Origin of the sequence: Pseudarthrobacter sp. lyk4-40-TYG-27 (assembly GCF_030209295.1) — a bacterium.
Classification (GTDB): domain Bacteria; phylum Actinomycetota; class Actinomycetes; order Actinomycetales; family Micrococcaceae; genus Arthrobacter.
Genome location: NZ_JARVSH010000003.1, coordinates 144,883 through 160,994, shown reverse-complemented (window position 1 = coordinate 160,994; position 16,112 = coordinate 144,883). Strand labels below are relative to the sequence as shown.

18 protein-coding genes and 1 tRNA gene are annotated in these 16,112 nt (G+C 66.9%); 14 read left to right on the top strand and 5 right to left on the bottom strand.

Annotated elements, in window-relative coordinates:
* Positions 1-45: 45 nt before the first annotated feature.
* From pstC to QRM96_RS05200, 4 genes are all read left to right on the top strand, one after another.
* On the top strand, positions 46-978 hold the full coding sequence (gene pstC, locus QRM96_RS05215; RefSeq protein WP_018763200.1) for a phosphate ABC transporter permease subunit PstC: 933 nt from the start codon (positions 46-48) through the stop codon (positions 976-978).
* Positions 979-2,091, top strand: coding sequence for a phosphate ABC transporter permease PstA (pstA, locus tag QRM96_RS05210; RefSeq protein ID WP_018763201.1), 1,113 nt, complete (start codon positions 979-981; stop codon positions 2,089-2,091).
* Between the two features lie 79 nt (positions 2,092-2,170).
* Positions 2,171-2,950, top strand: a complete 780-nt coding sequence (gene pstB, locus QRM96_RS05205; protein ID WP_018763202.1) for a phosphate ABC transporter ATP-binding protein PstB — start codon at positions 2,171-2,173, stop codon at positions 2,948-2,950.
* A gap of 94 nt (positions 2,951-3,044) precedes the next feature.
* Entirely contained in the window at positions 3,045-3,443 is a 399-nt protein-coding gene (locus QRM96_RS05200; protein ID WP_109044038.1) for a hypothetical protein, read from the top strand.
* A gap of 25 nt (positions 3,444-3,468) precedes the next feature.
* On the opposite strand, the gene QRM96_RS05195 is transcribed toward QRM96_RS05200, so the two are convergent.
* From QRM96_RS05195 to QRM96_RS05185, 3 genes are all read right to left on the bottom strand, one after another.
* Positions 3,469-4,479 carry an inorganic phosphate transporter gene (locus QRM96_RS05195; protein ID WP_109044037.1) on the bottom strand — a complete coding sequence of 337 codons (1,011 nt, stop codon included), beginning with the start codon at positions 4,477-4,479 and terminating at the stop codon, positions 3,469-3,471.
* A gap of 1 nt (position 4,480) precedes the next feature.
* On the bottom strand, positions 4,481-5,098 hold the full coding sequence (locus tag QRM96_RS05190; protein ID WP_026264994.1) for a DUF47 domain-containing protein: 618 nt from the start codon (positions 5,096-5,098) through the stop codon (positions 4,481-4,483).
* A 303-nt stretch (positions 5,099-5,401) separates the two neighbouring features.
* Positions 5,402-6,061: a hypothetical protein gene (locus QRM96_RS05185; protein WP_018763206.1), complete on the bottom strand. Its 660-nt coding sequence runs from the start codon at positions 6,059-6,061 to the stop codon at positions 5,402-5,404.
* A gap of 208 nt (positions 6,062-6,269) precedes the next feature.
* On the opposite strand from QRM96_RS05185, the gene QRM96_RS05180 reads away from it, so the two are divergent.
* Positions 6,270-6,342: transfer RNA gene (locus QRM96_RS05180), tRNA-Lys, on the top strand.
* 165 nt (positions 6,343-6,507) lie between these two features.
* Here the strand turns inward: QRM96_RS05180 and QRM96_RS05175 are convergent.
* Entirely contained in the window at positions 6,508-6,849 is a 342-nt protein-coding gene (locus QRM96_RS05175) for a YciI family protein (protein WP_109044036.1), read from the bottom strand.
* A gap of 132 nt (positions 6,850-6,981) precedes the next feature.
* Between QRM96_RS05175 and QRM96_RS05170 the strand changes: the two genes are divergently transcribed.
* The 5 genes from QRM96_RS05170 (at position 6,982) to QRM96_RS05150 (ending at position 11,241) form a co-directional block, all read left to right on the top strand.
* Positions 6,982-7,995, top strand: a complete 1,014-nt coding sequence (locus QRM96_RS05170; RefSeq protein WP_109044035.1) for a LacI family DNA-binding transcriptional regulator — start codon at positions 6,982-6,984, stop codon at positions 7,993-7,995.
* 118 nt (positions 7,996-8,113) lie between these two features.
* Complete coding sequence (locus QRM96_RS05165) at positions 8,114-8,950, top strand: DUF4397 domain-containing protein (RefSeq protein WP_285318694.1); 837 nt, start codon at positions 8,114-8,116, stop codon at positions 8,948-8,950.
* 431 nt (positions 8,951-9,381) lie between these two features.
* Positions 9,382-9,825: a class F sortase gene (locus QRM96_RS05160; protein ID WP_285318693.1), complete on the top strand. Its 444-nt coding sequence runs from the start codon at positions 9,382-9,384 to the stop codon at positions 9,823-9,825.
* A gap of 50 nt (positions 9,826-9,875) precedes the next feature.
* Entirely contained in the window at positions 9,876-10,454 is a 579-nt protein-coding gene (locus tag QRM96_RS05155; protein ID WP_018763211.1) for an RNA polymerase sigma factor, read from the top strand.
* A complete protein-coding gene (locus tag QRM96_RS05150; protein WP_285318692.1) occupies positions 10,441-11,241 on the top strand; it encodes an anti-sigma factor domain-containing protein in 801 nt (266 codons plus the stop codon). Before QRM96_RS05155 ends, QRM96_RS05150 begins: the two co-directional genes overlap by 14 nt.
* 31 nt (positions 11,242-11,272) lie before the next feature.
* On the opposite strand, the gene QRM96_RS05145 is transcribed toward QRM96_RS05150, so the two are convergent.
* Positions 11,273-12,220, bottom strand: coding sequence for an ANTAR domain-containing protein (locus QRM96_RS05145; protein WP_285318691.1), 948 nt, complete (start codon positions 12,218-12,220; stop codon positions 11,273-11,275).
* 309 nt (positions 12,221-12,529) lie between these two features.
* Between QRM96_RS05145 and arfA the strand changes: the two genes are divergently transcribed.
* The 4 genes from arfA to QRM96_RS05125 all read left to right on the top strand — a co-directional run bounded on the left by arfA (position 12,530) and on the right by QRM96_RS05125 (position 16,102).
* Entirely contained in the window at positions 12,530-14,056 is a 1,527-nt protein-coding gene (arfA, locus tag QRM96_RS05140; RefSeq protein ID WP_285318689.1) for an arabinosylfuranosidase ArfA, read from the top strand.
* Positions 14,057-14,115: 59 nt separating this feature from the next.
* On the top strand, positions 14,116-14,703 hold the full coding sequence (locus tag QRM96_RS05135; RefSeq protein ID WP_018763215.1) for an HhH-GPD-type base excision DNA repair protein: 588 nt from the start codon (positions 14,116-14,118) through the stop codon (positions 14,701-14,703).
* Positions 14,703-15,707 (top strand): LacI family DNA-binding transcriptional regulator, encoded by a 1,005-nt coding sequence (locus QRM96_RS05130; RefSeq protein WP_285318688.1) that lies wholly within the window; start codon positions 14,703-14,705, stop codon positions 15,705-15,707. Before QRM96_RS05135 ends, QRM96_RS05130 begins: the two co-directional genes overlap by 1 nt.
* 92 nt (positions 15,708-15,799) lie before the next feature.
* On the top strand, positions 15,800-16,102 hold the full coding sequence (locus tag QRM96_RS05125) for an urease subunit gamma (RefSeq protein WP_018763217.1): 303 nt from the start codon (positions 15,800-15,802) through the stop codon (positions 16,100-16,102).
* Positions 16,103-16,112 lie beyond the last annotated feature (10 nt).

Sequence of the window (16,112 nt, the reverse complement as noted above, 5' to 3'; positions counted from 1 at the left end):
TGCACCCTGCTTCCTTAATCCAGCAACGAATCGAAGGGCCGTCGAATGACCGCCACCTCCCTGACCAGTTCACAGGGCGCCGGACGCACCGGGGACAAAGTCTTCTCCGGGGCCGCACTGGCCGCCGGCTGCCTGATCCTCGCCGTCCTCTTCGGCGTCGCACTCTTCCTGGTGGTCCAGGCAATTCCCGCGCTGACCGCTCCCGCCGACAAGATCCAGGGCGGACAGGGCTTCTTCGCCTACATCTGGCCCATTGTCATTGGGACCCTGATCGCCGCCGTCATCGCGCTGGTGATCGCCACCCCGGTGGCCATCGGAGTAGCCCTCTTCATCTCGCACTTTGCGCCGCGCCGGCTCGCCTCCGGACTCGGTTACGTCGTGGACCTGCTCGCCGCCATCCCCTCCGTGGTCTATGGCGCCTGGGGCGCGGCGTTCCTGGCCAAGCAGATCTCTCCCGCCTACGGATGGCTCGCGGAGAACATGGGCTGGCTTCCCATCTTCCAGGGCCCCGCCTCCACCACCGGCAAGACCATCCTCACTGCGGGCATCGTCCTGTCTGTCATGGTCCTGCCCATCATCACCTCGCTGTCCCGGGAGATTTTCCTGCAGACCCCCAAGCTGCACGAGGAGGCGGCACTGGCGCTCGGTGCCACCCGCTGGGAAATGATCAAGATGGCCGTGCTGCCCTTCGCCCGCCCGGGCATCATCAGCGCAATCATGCTGGGTCTGGGCCGCGCACTGGGCGAAACCATGGCCGTTGCCCTGGTCCTGTCCTCCGGCGCCCTGACCGCCAGCCTGATCCAGTCCGGCAACCAGACCATCGCGGCCGAGATCGCCCTGAACTTCCCGGAAGCCAGCGGCATCAAGGTCAGCACCCTGATCGCCGCCGGCCTGGTCCTGTTCGTCATCACCCTGGCCGTGAACATGATCGCCCGCTGGGTCATCACCCGGCACAAAGAATTCTCGGGAGCCAACTAAATGACCTCCACGCTTACCCCGGTCCGCAGCAAGCGGTCCGCGCTCACCAAGGGCCAGCTGCCCAAATACGCCCCCTACGCCGTCCTTGCCGCGGCGTTGATCGTCGGCGCAGCCATCCTTGCCCTGATCGGCTTCAATGCGTTCGGGTGGGGAGTGGTCTCGGCCTTGCTCTTCGCCATCGGCCTGGTGTCCTGGAGCGCAGCGGTGGAAGGTTCCCGCAGGGCCAAGGACAAGCTGGCCACCTGCCTGGTGGTTGGCTCATTCCTGGTGGCCCTCCTGCCGCTCGTTTCGGTGATCTGGACGGTGCTGGTGAACGGCATTCCGGGACTCCTGGATCCCGGCTTCCTCACCACCTCCATGAACGGCGTCACGGGCGCGTTCGACAACAAGGCCGTGGAGGGTGGTGGCCCGGTCATGGGCGGCATCTACCACGCGATCCTGGGCACCGTACAGATCACCCTGCTGGCCACCGTCATCTCCGTACCCGTGGGGCTGCTGACGGCCATCTACCTGGTGGAGTATGGCCACGACGGCCGCCTGGCCAAGGCCATCACGTTCTTCGTGGACGTCATGACCGGCATCCCCTCCATCGTGGCCGGCCTCTTTGCCGCCGCATTCTTCTTCGTGGTGGTGGGCCCGGGGACCAAGACCGGTGCCGTGGCCGCCGTCGCCCTTTCTGTCCTGATGATCCCCGTGGTGGTCCGCTCGAGCGAGGAAATGCTCAAGATTGTCCCCAACGAACTGCGCGAGGCCGCCTACGCCCTGGGCGTGCGCAAGTGGCGGACCATCCTCAAGGTGGTCATCCCGACGGCGATTTCCGGCATCGCGTCCGGCGTCACCCTGGCGATCGCCCGGGTCATCGGCGAGACGGCACCCATCCTGGTCACCGCGGGCTTTGCCACGAGCATCAACTCCAATGTATTCGGCGGGTGGATGGCATCACTGCCCACGTTCATCTACACCCAGATCCTGAACCCCACCTCGCCATCGAACCCGGATCCGTCCTCGCAGCGGGCCTGGGGCGCGGCACTGGTGCTGATCATCCTGGTCATGGTCCTGAACCTGGCGGCCCGCCTGATTGCCAGGATCTTCGCCCCCAAGACCGGCCGGTAACCAGGCCGCCGGCCCGGCCTTCCGTCCCACCGTGGCGGATCCTAGACTTCAACCCATACCCAGTAAGTGAAGGAACACCATGTCTAAGCGCATCGACGTCAAGGACCTGAACGTGTATTACGGCGATTTCCTCGCCGTGGAGGACGTCAGCATCAACATCGAGGCCAAGTCCGTCACCGCGTTCATCGGCCCCTCCGGCTGTGGCAAGTCCACGTTCCTGCGGACCTTGAACCGCATGCACGAGGTCATCCCCGGCGCCCGCGTGGAAGGCGAGGTGCTGCTGGACGGCGACAACCTCTATGGCCCCGGCGTGGACCCTGTGACGGTCCGTTCGCAGATTGGAATGGTTTTCCAGCGGCCCAACCCGTTCCCCACCATGTCCATCCGCGACAACGTTCTGGCCGGCGTCAAGCTGAACAACAAGAAGATCTCCAAGGGCGAGGCCGATGTCCTGGTGGAGCGCTCGCTCAAAGGCGCCAACCTCTGGAACGAGGTCAAGGACAGGCTCGAAAAGCCTGGCTCCGGCCTCTCCGGCGGCCAGCAGCAGCGGCTGTGCATCGCCCGCGCCATCGCCGTGGAGCCGCAGGTGATCCTGATGGACGAGCCCTGCTCCGCCCTGGACCCGATTTCGACCCTGGCCATTGAAGACCTCATCAATGAGCTCAAGGACCAGTACACAGTGGTGATCGTGACCCACAACATGCAGCAGGCCGCCCGCGTCTCCGATAAGACGGCCTTCTTCAACATTGCCGGCACGGGCAAGCCGGGCAAGCTGATCGAGTACGGTGACACCCACACCATCTTCAGCAACCCGGTGCAGAAGGCCACCGAAGACTACGTCTCGGGACGCTTCGGGTAGGCAGCTGCTCCGTGGTGGCGAACTCCGACAGCATTTAGTACGCTGAACTAGATACTTTTGAAACTAGTAGTAAGCCAGCTTTAGGAGTTTTGCCATGACGCAGACGGCCAGCAACCCCGGCCCCCAGCTTACGGTTTCCGTACCCGCTGCGGGCGCACCGGCGAAGCCCGCCGTGCACGTGCAGGACTTTGACGCGGCCGCCGGACTCGCCGCCACCCTTGGGGGCGGGCCGCTCGTCCCGCAAATCGACCCGGAGGCAATAGCGGCGGCCGGGGATGCGGAGGATGTGCTCACGGAGGTGTGGCGGACCAGTTCCTACCTCGAGGGCAAGCAGTGGGAGTTGGACAGCGCCCTCGAAGCGCTGCGCCAGGCGGTCCGGAAGGCTTCTTCTGCGGGTGTCGCCCGGGATGAACTCTGCACGGCGGCGAACCTGTCTGCCGAAGAGCTGGCCGCGATCCTGCTCGGCCCCGACGCAGCACCCGCTGCCATCTAGGGCCACGCACTTCTTCGGTTCCCGGCTACCTGGCCAGCGGTGACAGCGCCAGCGCCAGCACGAAGGCCAAGGCGCAGGTGGCTACCGGCGTCAGGACCCAGAGCCAGATGATCCTGATGACCAGCTTCCGGTTGGTCACGGAAAAGTGCTGGTTCTCGCCCGCGCCCAGGGTGCCCGCCGTGACGGTGTGGGTGGTGGACAGCGGCCAGTGCAACCCGATGGCACCCACAAAGAGCATGAGCGCGCTGAAGGTCTGCGCCACGGAGCCGCGCAGGGGATCGATCCGGGTGATCTTGTAGCCGATGGTGTACGAGATCCGCCATCCTCCGAACAACGTCCCGGCTGTCATCATCACCGCCGACAGCAAAGCCACCCAGATGGGGATCCCGCCGTCGGCGTACCCTGCCGCAAGCAGGGCCAGCAACAGCACGGCACTGACGCGCTGCCCGTCCTGCAGGCCGTGGCCGAAAGCCACCGCGCCGGCGGCAATCGCCTGCGCCCTCCGGAACCGCTGGTTCACCACGTTGGGTTGGGTGTAGCGCGCTCCCCAGGTGGCCGGATAGACCAGCAGGAAGGATCCGCTGTAGGCCACGAGCGGGGAAAGCACCAGCGGGAGGACCACCTGGAACAGCAGCGACTGGTCCACGCCGGCCACCCCAGGGCCTCCCACCGCAAGGCTGGCCAGTCCCGCCCCTGCGAGTCCGCCCACCAGGGCATGGGTGGAGGAGGCGGGGATGCCGCGGCGCCACATCAGCAGGCCCCAGGCGCAGGCGCTGGCCAGGCCGGCCACCAGGATGGCGAGGCCGCCCGGGCCGGCCGGGAGATTGATCCAGGTCCGGCTGGCTGCAACGGCAAGCATCGCGCTCAGCAGGGCGCCCACGAAGTTGAAGAACGCAGCCAGGAGCACGGCCACGCTGGGCGTGAGTGCGCGGTTCCGCACGGCGAGGGCAACCGAGGTGGAGGCATCACGGAAGCCGTTCAGGAAGGCAAACGCTGCGGCCAGCAGGACCACCCCAGCAAAGATGGCTGCGGCCACGTCAGGATTCCTTGACGATGATGCTGCCTACCTGGGTGGCCACCCGCCGCATGTCCTTGGTGACCTCCACCAGCTGGTTGGCGATGTCCCGGTTGCGCGAGTACTGCGCCCACTTCATGTCGGCGATCATGTCGGCAACCCACACCCGGTGGGTGCGTTCGGCGCGTTTTGCAAGGCGCAGGATCTCGATCCAGTAATCCTCGAGGTCGTCCAGGTCATTGAGCCGGCGCATGGCATCAACCGTCAGCTCCGCCTGCCGGCTGATGATCTCCAGCTGGTCGGCCGCCCGCTTGGGCAGGCGGTCCAACTTGTACAGGGCCACCAGTTCCGCGGCCGCGTCCATCTTCTCCATGGCCTCGTTGAGGTAGCGGGACAGGGCGTACATGTCCTCGCGGGGGAGGGGGTTCACGAAGCTGGAGCGCATGTGCGTCAGCAGCGCGAAATGCAGCTCGGCGGACTTGGCCTCGAGGTTGTGCATGTGATCTACGAGCTTGCCGTGTTCGTCCGCGGGTACGCCAAGGATTTCGGCCAGGGTTGCGCTGGCCAGCACGATCTGTTGTGCCATCTGCGATAGGAGGTTCAGCCCTGCGGGCTCCTGGGGAAAAAGGCGCAGCTTCACGTGTTTACCGGTCTCCGGGGACTGTTCAAGGCGGGCGTTGCTGCCGTGTGACTTGACGCCGACGCGCAACTGTCGCCTACTCTACCGGCCCGAAAGAGTGTGCCTTGAATTGGCTGCCGGGACGAGGGCAGAAAAATGGTGCCGAACCGGATACGCCTCTCGGCGGTAGGCCGCTCTAGGCGGCTAATTGTTGAAGCCCGGGGGTTTCGCGGCTCGGCACCGGCTTCAGTCTTCTACTTCGCCCCGCCCAAGTCAATCTTGACAGCCGGCCGTTGACGGGTGCGGAAAATATCAGGGCGGCGCCTAATCGAGTTCGCCCAGGCGCCACGCGTTGGCGGCGTGTTCCAGGTCTTCGGCGGTCTTGACCAGCTGGTGCGAGTTGCGGGTCAGCTTGCTGGCGTGGGCCTCATTGGCGTGCTCGGCGCCGTCCGCGAGCGTGGCCTGGCCGAGGGCCACCACCCGGCAGAAAGCTGCCGAGCGTTCCAGCGCGACGTCGAAATCGCCGTCGAACGCGCCTGAGAGGATGGCGTCCGCCATGGTGCGCATTTCATCAGCGCCCGGCGGCTCGGCGGCACCGGCCACCACGTTGGACACCTGTGCCGTGTCCCGGCCGGCCCGGAAGTAGACAGATATCCGCTCGGGGTCACGGACGGTGGCGGCACGGAGCGCGTAGAGCCGCCAGAGCGCACCGGGCAGGGAGCGGGCCGGGCTTTCGGCCCACATCTCGGCAATGGCATCCAGGCCTTGCTCGTCGGCGAGCTTCACCAGGCGTTCGGTAATGACGGGATCGTCGCTGTCCCGGCCATGGCGGACCAGCGCCTGCGCGGCAAGGTGGGCGGCCTCCGAGACGCGGGCGGGATCGGCGCCGCCGGCGAACGGCTCGAAATCCATTGGGGCGAACGGCTTTGGTTTGTGGTGCCGGTTGCTGCCGCCGTAGGGGCTGGTTCCTGCTTGCTCGCTCATGCCCCCACGCTACTCCTGTGCCGCAGCGGAAATCGAGCGTCTTCGCGTTCGCCCGGTCCCCGCAGAAAGTGCCTTTGGTCCCGGACAAGCGCACGACGGCGGCTCCCGGACCAGGTGCGAAAGACGCCGGAACCATGGGTTAGAGTATTAACGTCCAGAAATGGACTGGGCCGGGCGGAACGACACAGCGTGTCTGACCGACCGGCAGGGGCCTTTAGCTCAGTTGGTAGAGCATCGGACTTTTAATCCGTGGGTCGTGGGTTCGAGCCCCACAGGGCCCACCCACAGAAGGTTTTGAAGGTCCGCCGTGAGGCGGGCCTTTTCCTTTTAAGGCTGGGATTCAGGCTCGCACGACTATCCCGTTGCGCCGTATCCCGCCACGGAACGAGATGGGAACGCCAGCTCCACCGCTGCTCCAGGGCCCCAGTGTCTGCCGTGTTCGGCGTTCAGCTGGCGGGATCGTATTGGAAGGCCCGCACTTCCTGGGCGCAGCGGCAGGCGGTGGCGATCTTGGAGGCCCAGTGGAGGGCGGCGTCGTACGTGGGCAACTCCAGTATTGTGTAGCCGCCCTCGATCTGCGCTGTCTGGGGGTAGGTGCCCTCGCGCACTGCTCCGTCGCCGCTGACCATCACGGGCGGGACGCTCTCGTCGATGCCCCCGCCAAACACCCAGACACCGGCTTCCTTTGCCTCCTGGACCACCGCATGGGCCGCGTCGGCAACTTCCTGCAGCCCGCCGTCGGGGATGTCCATGACGCCACTGGGGAACGAGATCAGGTACTTGGTCATTGGGCGGGCTCCTTCTTTGCAGGCGCGGATCACCTTCATCCTTCCGATCACCAGGGGGCCGCGCAAGGATTTGTTCCCACCGCTGGCGCTGCAAAACAGGCTGCCGCCGCGGCCGAAAGGCACAATAGGCACATGGCAAATACCAGCAAGGGCCGGATGCCGCGCCTGGAAGACGTGGCCAGGGTAGCCGGCGTCTCCCACCAGACCGTTTCCCGGGTGGTGAACAACCACCCCAACGTCAGCAAGGCGACGCGGGAAAAGGTGGAGGCGGCCATTGCCGAACTGGGGTACCGGCGCAATACCGCTGCCCGGAGCCTGGTCACCCGGCGCTCGCAGACCATCGGCGTGCTGGCCAGCGAACTCTCGCAGTACGGCCCTGCCAATACCCTCCTGGGCGTCGAGCAGGCAGCACGCAACGCCGGCTACTTCGTCAGTATCGCCGCGCTGCGGGAAGTCGGCAGGGACGCCATATCCAACGCGGTGGGCCATTTCATGGACCAGGCCGTGGACGGTATCGCCGTGCTGGTACCGCATTCGGACACCCTGGCCGTGCTGGAACAGATGAACCTTCCCGTGCCCGTGGTGGCTGTGGGCTCCGCCGGCAGTGCCTCGGTGAGCGGCGCGATGGTGGACCAGCGCGCGGGAGCCAGGCTCGCCGTCGAACATCTCATCAAGGAAGGCCACCGGCAGATCGGGCACATCGCGGGCCCGCCGGACTGGACTGACGGCGCCGAGCGTGCGGAGGGCTGGCGCGCCGCGCTCCGGGAGGCCGGGCTGGAGGAGTCGCTGTTGGTGGAAGGGGACTGGAGCGCAGGCAGCGGCTACGCGATCGGCCGCAAGCTGGCGTCCGGGCGCACCGCGACGGCCATCTTCGTGGGCAACGACCAGATGGCTTTGGGCCTGCTGCGCGCCTTCACGGAAGCGGGGATCAAAGTGCCCGACGACGTCTCCGTGGTGGGCTTCGACGACCAGCCGGAAGCGGGGTACTTCACGCCGCCGCTGACCACCGTCCGGCAGGACTTCGAGGAACTCGGACGGCGCTGCATGGACATCATGCTCAAGGAAATCGAGTCCGGCGCCGCTGTCAGTTCAACTGTGGTCCCGCCCGAGCTCGTGGTGCGGGCCAGCACCGCCGCCCCCGCGTAGGCGGGGAGCGCGCAGAACCAAAAAAACTCCATGAATCTGCATCCAAATCCGGGGTTGGGCCGGTAGTAGGAGTGTCAGCAGAAAATGCCCGCCAGCCGGGCCGTTCAAGGAGATGGACATGCGCAAAACATACTTCGCCGCAGGCGCCGGTGCAGCAGCCATTGCAGCCGCAATCGCTCTGGCCGGTCCCGCCCAGGCAGCCGACGGGGACGCCCAGCTTTCCGTGCTGCACGGGGTCCCCGGACTGACCGTTGACGTCTGGGTCAACGGAAACCGTACCCTTGATGACTTCACCCCGGGAACCCTAGCCGGGCCGCTCGCGCTTCCGGCCGGCAGCTACGAAATTGCGATCACCGCGGCCGATGCCGCCGACGCGTCCGCACCCGCCATTGGTCCCGTAAGCGTCAACCTTGCGGCCAACGGGAACTACACTGCCGCGGCCCACCTGGGTGCGGATGGCAAGCCGACAGCCAGCCTCTTCACCAATGATGTGTCCCAGACCCCGGCCGGAAAAGGCAAACTGACAGTCAGGCATGCCGCCGCCGCCCCAGCCGTCGATGTGCTGGCCGGCGCCACCCCCGTGATCACCAACTTGGCCAACCCGAACGAGAAGACACTCACCCTCGATCCGGGCACCGTCCCGGCCGCAGTGGCCGCCACGGGCACCACCACTCCGGTGATAGGCCCGGCGGACGTGGCGGTGGCCGAGGGAACACACACCATCGTTTATGCCTGGGGGAGCCTGGCTGACCAGAACCTGAAACTTGCCGTGCAAACCATCGAGGGCCTGCATTCGGCGCCGGGCTCGGTGCCGGGTGCGCTTAACGGTTCGGCGAGTTCCGGCGGAGCGGGTACTGCCGTAGCCACGGCCGGATTCGGACTGGCAGCACTGGCCCTCCTCGCGGGCGCGGTAGGCGCGGCCCGCACGGTCCGTGCCCGGAGGGCGGGGCAGTAGCCTCGCGGAATCCGCGAAGGACGTAAGCGCAAGGGGCCCGGCCCGTCAAAGGACGGGCCCCTTGGGCTGGTCCTGCCAAGGTCAACAAGCACCGTGGAGGGGAGGCGTTAGGAATGACGGCAAGCTCGACGACGGCACCGGACTGCCGCCGGCGCCATGCGGCAGGTGGCGGGGCCGCCGCGCTGGTGGCTGCCGCGCTGGTTCTGTCCGGCTGCGGTTTGGGCAGCTCCGGAGGAGCCGGCAACCCAGGGGGAGAAGCGGTCCCCCCGATGGCAACTATGTCGCCAGGGACCGGTTCTCCCGGTCCGGCGCTCTCCGGACAAGAGCCCACTCCCACCGGTCCCGGCGGAACTGCGGTTCCCGTCCGCCCGGTTGTTCCTCCTGCCGGGGGTATCCCGGTCCGGCCCGCCACTGCGCCCGCAGCTCCGGCCGTGTCCGCGCCCACCTCCTTGACCGTGGCGGGCACGGCCATCGATATGCCGGTGGTGCCCGGGGGAGTTTCCGCAGAGGGAGTGATGGAAATTCCTGAGGCCTTCAACCGGGCGTCGTGGTACAAATTCGGTCCGGCCCCCGGCGCGGCGGAGGGAACCGCCGTCATTGCCGGCCATATCGACACCACCTCGGACCGGGCGCCGTTTTCGGCATTGAAGTCCCTCGCTGCCGGGACCGTCATCCGGGTGGGCCGGGACGGAGCCCCGCCGGTTACCTACCGGGTGGTGGGAGTGGAAATGATGGCCAAGGATAAATTCGACGGCGGCGCCCTGTTCCGCCGGTCCGGCCCGCACGAACTCAAGCTGGTCACCTGTGGCGGCAGGTGGCTGGACGAGCGGATGGACTACAGCGACAATGTGATTGTCACCGCGGTTCCTGCATGATCGGTGGCCAATCGCTTGACTCGTGCACCGAAGCCGGGAAGGAGTTGCCTGTGACGCTTCCCGGGCAGGCCTCCCGCGGGTGGGACGACACGCTGACCGATTCTTTCCTGGCCGGGGACGAGAACGCGCTGGCAGCGGCCTACCGCGAGTTCGCGCCCCTGGTGCAAACCCTGGCCCTGCGTTCCCTTCCGGACCGTGCGGCCGCCGACGATGTGACCCAGGAGGTCTTTATCCGGGCCTGGCGTTCACGGAACACCTTCAACCCCCAGGTGGCCAGGCTTCCGGCATGGATCGTCGGAATCACGCGCAACGCCATTACCGACGCCCATTCGGCGGCGGCCCGGGAAGCGCGCAAGGCCTTCGCCGCGGCCGGGGCCGGCATGGGGGACGATGCCGGAACCGGCACGGAGGCGGCGGAAATGCTGGCGGACCGGTTGCTTCTGGACGGGGAGTTGGAGAGGCTCGGCGAGCCGCAGGGGTCCATCATGAAACTGGCCTTCTACGAGGACCTGACGCACGAGCAGATCTCACGAAAGCTCGGGCTCCCGCTTGGTACGGTCAAGAGCCACATCCGCCGGAGCCTGTCGCATCTACGCAGCAGATTGGAGGTAGACCATGCCGCATCTTGATCCGGAACAGTTGAGCCTCCTGGCACTCTATGAGGGGCGGGAGGACCCGGATGGCCGCGATCACCTTGCGGCCTGCCCCGAGTGCGCGAATGACTTTGCCGCCCTTCGCCGCACGGTGGATGCCGTGAAGGCATCCCCCGACGTCGGCCGCCTGGCCGTGCCCGGGCCCCAGGTATGGGCTGGAATCCATCGGGAGTTGGGCCTTTCCGAATCACTGCGGGAGGATCCGCTCGCCGTGAAGGAGTCGGCGGAAGGCCCGGTGGCGTCAGGGGTGGCCGCGCCGCCGGCGCCGGCGCCGGCGCCGCCGTCGAACGTCATCCGGCTCGGTGGCCGGGCCGGGGGCGGCAGGACCAAAGCCGCGTGGTGGCACCGCCCCGGCCCGTTGCTGGCAACGGCGGCCGCTGCTGCGCTGGTGGTTTCCGGTGCCATCTGGGCGTTGAACCGTCCGCCCGGGCCCCAGGAACTTGCTGCTGCCCGGCTGGCGCCGCTGGCCCAGCACTCAGCGTCAGGGTCGGCGAAGGTCGTGACGGGTCCAGACGGCTCCCGCAAGCTGGAAATCAGCTTGGACAAGGATGAAGCCAAGGGCTACCAGGAGGTGTGGCTGATCGCCCCGGACCTGACCCGGCTGGTCAGCCTGGGCGTCATGAACTCCACGTCCGGAACCTTTCAGGTGCCCACCGGCCTGGACCTCTCCCAGTACCCGGTGGTGGATGTGTCGGACGAACCAATGGATGGCAACCCCGCACACTCCAGCGTGAGCATCGCCAGGGGCACGCTGACGTCCTGACCCACGGGTGAAACGCAGGGATCACAACATGTCAGCGGCCGAAGTGCGGCTGCGGCGCCCCCTCCGGAAGCCGCTCCAGGATGCCCTCCGCCACCTTGCGGACCTTAATGTTCCGGTGGCTCGATGCCTTTGCGAGGATGGCGAACGCCTCCTCGTAGGAGCACCTGTTTTGGGCCATGATCACCCCGCAGGCGACGTTGATGGACGTCCTGCTGTCCAGGGCAGAGTGGAGGTCGGTCGCGAGGGACCGGGCAGCGTGCAGGTCGATGGCCATGTGAAGGCTCCTGGCGGCCAGGGTGGCGAACCCGCGGGCCTCGGCGATGACCTGGAGCGGAAAGGCTTTCGCATCCGGTGCGAAGAAAGCGAGGGCCGCGGTCATCCGGCGGGGGTCGGCCTCGGCGGGAAATATCTGCTCCCGCTGGACCCCGGCGTCCAGCGGGAGCCTTACTGCCAAGGCACTGCCGTATCCGGCGGACTGCAGCCGCCCGGAGTACTGCCGCCAGCGGAAGTCACCGTTCCGTTGAAGCACCGCCACCGGGTGGCCTCCCGACAAGACATCGGTCACCGGCCCCTCCGCGGACCCGCGTTCCCAGCCGAGCAGGCGGAGGACCTCTTCGGAGGTGCCGGACAGCGCCGGACTCCGCTTGGGCTGCTGCAGCACCAGGCCGCAACCCACCTCAATCCCCGCCGTCCTGGCGATGTGCCCGGCGGATGCGGCCACCAGCAGGTCCAGGGAGTCGGCGAGGGTTTGGGCGCCGCTGACCAGGTCCAACAGGAGGGCTGGATTACGGTGGCCGTCGGGTCCTGGAGAGGCAGGCGCAACCGTGGCAGCACTGCCCCCGCCGGGGCCGCGTGAGGATGGAGGGCCGGCGACGGCTGGGGGAGAGCCCTTGGTCTCAAAGAGCTCCTCGTCGCCGGCCCCGCTTACTACCCGGGCCCTGCGGGCCGGGAAACCTGTACGTGGGTGTGGTGCATTCATTGCCAGTCCCACACCCCCTAGTGAGTCAAGTACCGAAAGCCGGAAGTGGTATTGCCTCTGGGAAGAATTTAGTGGCCAGGAAGCACCCGGTGAATGCGTAGCTGGTACCTGTTTTTGGGATGGGGCAGTACTTGGAATCCTGCTCCTGCGATGCCTTCGGGCCATTGCCGCAGGTGGGACCCTGCCCCGCCGGGCGCATGTGGGGGAGAGGGCAAACACCACGGACTTCCCCGTTTCCTTGACTCGCCGGACAGAACCGCAAAGAATGTTTCTATAACGTTGTAAATAATCTGACACAAGGATGTTTTCGTGACCCCAACAGAATCCACCCCGGCAACGATCACCCTCGATCCCGCCTTCACCGTGGGCCCCGTCCGGCGGCGCACCTTTGGCGCTTTCGTTGAGCACCTCGGGCGCTGTGTGTACACCGGAATCTTCGAGCCGGACCACCCCGATGCCGACGAGGACGGCTTCCGGAAGGATGTACTTGAGCTCACCCGTGAACTGGGCGTCTCCACGGTGCGGTACCCCGGCGGCAACTTCGTCTCCGGATACCGTTGGGAGGACGGCGTGGGACCGGTGGACCAGCGGCCCGTCCGGCTGGATTTGGCCTGGCACTCCACCGACCCCAACTCCGTAGGCGTGGACGAGTTCGCCAAGTGGTCCGCGAAGGCAGGTGTAGAGCCCATGATGGCCGTCAACCTGGGCACCCGCGGCGTCCAGGAGGCCCTTGACCTGCTGGAGTACTGCAACATCGACGGCGGCACCGCCCTCTCAGAGCAACGACGCGCCAACGGTGCCGCCACCGGCTACGGCATCAGGATGTGGTGCCTGGGCAACGAAATGGACGGCCCCTGGCAGATCGGGCACAAGAACGCCCAGGAGTACGGCAGGCTGGCCGCGGACACCGCCCGCGGAATGCGCATGATCGATCCCGGCCTGGAACTCGTGGCCTGCGGCAGCTCCGGCCCCACGATGCCCACGTTCGGTGAGTGGGAGCGTGTGGTCCTGACCGAAACCTACGACGTGGTGGACCTGGTCTCCGCGCACCAGTACTTCGAAGACTCCGGCGACCTCCAGGAACACCTCGCCGCCGGGCACAAGATGGAAGCCTTCATCCGCGACATCATAAGCCACATCGACCACGTGAAGTCCGTCCGAAAGTCCACCAAACAGGTCAACATCTCCTTCGACGAATGGAACGTCTGGCACATGAGCCGCGGCGAATCCAAAGTCCCCAGCGGAAACGACTGGCCCGTGGCCCCCGTCCTGTTGGAGGACACCTACACGGTGGCCGACGCCGTGGTGGTGGGGGACCTGCTGGTCACGCTGCTCCGGAACACGGACCGCGTCCACTCGGCAAGCCTCGCGCAACTGGTGAACGTCATCGCCCCCATCATGACCGAACCCGGCGGCCGGTCCTGGAAGCAGACCACCTTCCACCCGTTCGCCCTGACCTCCCGGCACGCGTCCGGCACGGTCCTGCAACTCGCCGTCGAATCCCCCCTTGTCAGCGGAGGTACGACGGCCGACTTCGCCGCCCTGTCCGCCGTCGCCACCTACGACGCGGCAAAGGGCGAGGCGGTGGTGTTCGCCGTCAACCGCTCGGCCGCCGGGGCACTGACACTTGACGCCGCCGTCGGGGGACTGGGCAACGTCCGGGTCATCGAGGCGCTGACCTACTCCAACAAGGACCCCTACTGGCAGGCCACGGCCGACGATTCCAGCTCCGTCCTGCCGGCGGAGAACGTCACGGCCAAGGCCGACGGCGGACACCTGACAGCCGAGCTCCCGGCCGTGTCCTGGTCCATGATCCGGCTCGCCGTGGAGGCCTGAACGGGCCGCGTGCCAGGGCGGAGGCGGCCCCATGACGACGACGGCCCGCAGGTGGGAGGATGGACGGCATGGAACTGCACATCACGGGCGATCCCGCCGCGGACAAGTTGTTGAGTGAGGACGCCTTCGCCCTGCTGACCGGCATGCTGCTGGACCAGCAGGTCACCATGGAATCGGCCTTCGCCGGACCGGAAAAGATCAGGACCCGGATGGGCACCCTGACGCCCGAGGCCATCGCCGGGCACGACCCCGCGGAATTCGTGGAGATCTTCAAGGAACGGCCCGCCGTCCACCGCTTCCCCGGATCCATGGCCGGCAGGGTGCAGGCGCTCGCCGAGGCTGTCCGGGACCACTGGGACGGCGATGCCGCAGCCATCTGGACCAAGGGCTCACCCGACGGTGCAGAGGTGTTGAAGCGGCTCAAGGCGCTGCCCGGCTTCGGTGAGCAAAAAGCAAAGATCTTCCTGGCCCTGCTGGGCAAGCAGCGGGGCCTTGACGCGCCCGGCTGGCGGGAAGCGGCCGGCCATTACGGGGAAGAGGGCTCCTACCTGTCCGTGGCGGACATCGTGGACCCGGAATCCCTGGCCAAGGTGCGGGCCAGCAAGCAAGCGGCCAAGGCGGCGGCGAAGGCAGGAAAAGAACGTTAATGGCAGTCACCATGAACGACGTCGCCCGCGCGGCCGGCGTTTCGCTCAAAACGGTCTCGAACGTCCTGAACGACTACGAGTTCATCCGCCCGGCCACCAAGCAGCGTGTGCAGGACGCCATTGCTGAACTGGGGTATGAGGCCAACCTCACCGCCCGAAGCCTGCGCTCGGGCAAGACGTCCATGCTGGGCCTGGTGCTCTCCGACCTCTCGGCGCCCTACTACGCGGAACTGGCGTCCAGGCTGATGAAGGCCGCATCGCGCCGCGGCTACCGGGTGCTGGTGGAGCAGTCCGGCGCTGAGGCTTCCGTTGAACTCAGCGCCCTGCACGGGACGTTCCGGCAGCTCACCGACGGGCTGCTCTTCACCCCGCTGGTGCTGGACGCCGACGCCATCGCCGCCCGCGCCGGCACCAAACCCCTGGTGATGCTCGGCGAGCACATCATGGACCCCCGCTTCGACCTGGTCACCATGAAGAACGGGGAAGCCGCGGCTGCGCTGACCACCCACCTGCTGCAGGCCGGCCGCCGTCGCATCGCCGTCATCGGCGCCCACCCGGAGGAGTCCACCGGGACCGCGGGACTGCGCATGAACGGGTACCGGAAGGCGCTGGAACAGGCGGGCGTCCAATTCGACGCCGACCTGGTGGCCCCCGCCGAATGGCGCCGCGATACAGGTGCCGCCGCCGTGGCGGGACTGATGGCCTCGGGCGTGCAGTTCGACGCCGTTTTCGGCCTGAACGACGTCCTGGCATTGGGCGCCATGCACGAATTGTTGATCAGGGGCGTCAGCGTGCCGGGGGACGTGGCGGTCGCGGGCTTTGACGACATCGACGAGGCCCGTTTCGCGTCCCCGTCCTTGACCACCATCTCCCCAGGCATGGATGAGATCGCGGAGCGTTCGATCAGCCTGCTGCTGGACCGGATCGGCGGGCGCGAAACATCCGGGCAGGGCGTGCACATGGAATCAGGGTTCGAGCTGAAGATCCGGGAATCCGCACCCTAGCGTTCCGTCCGGATGATGGACCTGAAACGTGGCGGAAACGTGACCGGCCTAGGCTGGCTGGCAGCACGCCCCAGGCCGTCGAAGGGAACCCCATGCATCTGATGCCGCGTGAGCAGGAAAAGCTCCTGATCGTAGTGGCCGCGGACCTCGCCCGCCGCCGCCAGGGGCGGGGACTCAAGCTCAACTACCCCGAAGCCGTGGCCATCATCAGCTACGAACTGATCGAAGGTGCCCGGGACGGCAGGACCGTGGCCGAGCTCATGAGCTACGGCACCACCCTGCTGGGCCGTGACGACGTCATGGAAGGGGTGCCCGAGATGATCCATGACGTGCAGGTCGAGGCCACGTTCCCCGACGGCACCAAGCTGGTCACCGTCCACAACCCGATCCGCTAAGGAGCGCCGC

Bases quoted from the DNA above. Each gene is read 5' to 3' on its own strand.
- pstC (WP_018763200.1), top strand. From the start codon at position 46: ATGACCGCCACCTCCCTGACCAGTTCACAGGGCGCCGGACGCACCGGG.
- pstA (WP_018763201.1), top strand. From the start codon at position 979: ATGACCTCCACGCTTACCCCGGTCCGCAGCAAGCGGTCCGCGCTCACC.
- pstB (WP_018763202.1), top strand. From the start codon at position 2,171: ATGTCTAAGCGCATCGACGTCAAGGACCTGAACGTGTATTACGGCGAT.
- QRM96_RS05200 (WP_109044038.1), top strand. From the start codon at position 3,045: ATGACGCAGACGGCCAGCAACCCCGGCCCCCAGCTTACGGTTTCCGTA.
- QRM96_RS05185 (WP_018763206.1), bottom strand. From the start codon at position 6,061: ATGAGCGAGCAAGCAGGAACCAGCCCCTACGGCGGCAGCAACCGGCAC.
- QRM96_RS05175 (WP_109044036.1), bottom strand. From the start codon at position 6,849: ATGACCAAGTACCTGATCTCGTTCCCCAGTGGCGTCATGGACATCCCC.
- QRM96_RS05170 (WP_109044035.1), top strand. From the start codon at position 6,982: ATGGCAAATACCAGCAAGGGCCGGATGCCGCGCCTGGAAGACGTGGCC.
- QRM96_RS05165 (WP_285318694.1), top strand. From the start codon at position 8,114: ATGCGCAAAACATACTTCGCCGCAGGCGCCGGTGCAGCAGCCATTGCA.
- QRM96_RS05150 (WP_285318692.1), top strand. From the start codon at position 10,441: ATGCCGCATCTTGATCCGGAACAGTTGAGCCTCCTGGCACTCTATGAG.
- QRM96_RS05145 (WP_285318691.1), bottom strand. From the start codon at position 12,220: ATGAATGCACCACACCCACGTACAGGTTTCCCGGCCCGCAGGGCCCGG.
- QRM96_RS05135 (WP_018763215.1), top strand. From the start codon at position 14,116: ATGGACGGCATGGAACTGCACATCACGGGCGATCCCGCCGCGGACAAG.
- QRM96_RS05130 (WP_285318688.1), top strand. From the start codon at position 14,703: ATGGCAGTCACCATGAACGACGTCGCCCGCGCGGCCGGCGTTTCGCTC.
- QRM96_RS05125 (WP_018763217.1), top strand. From the start codon at position 15,800: ATGCATCTGATGCCGCGTGAGCAGGAAAAGCTCCTGATCGTAGTGGCC.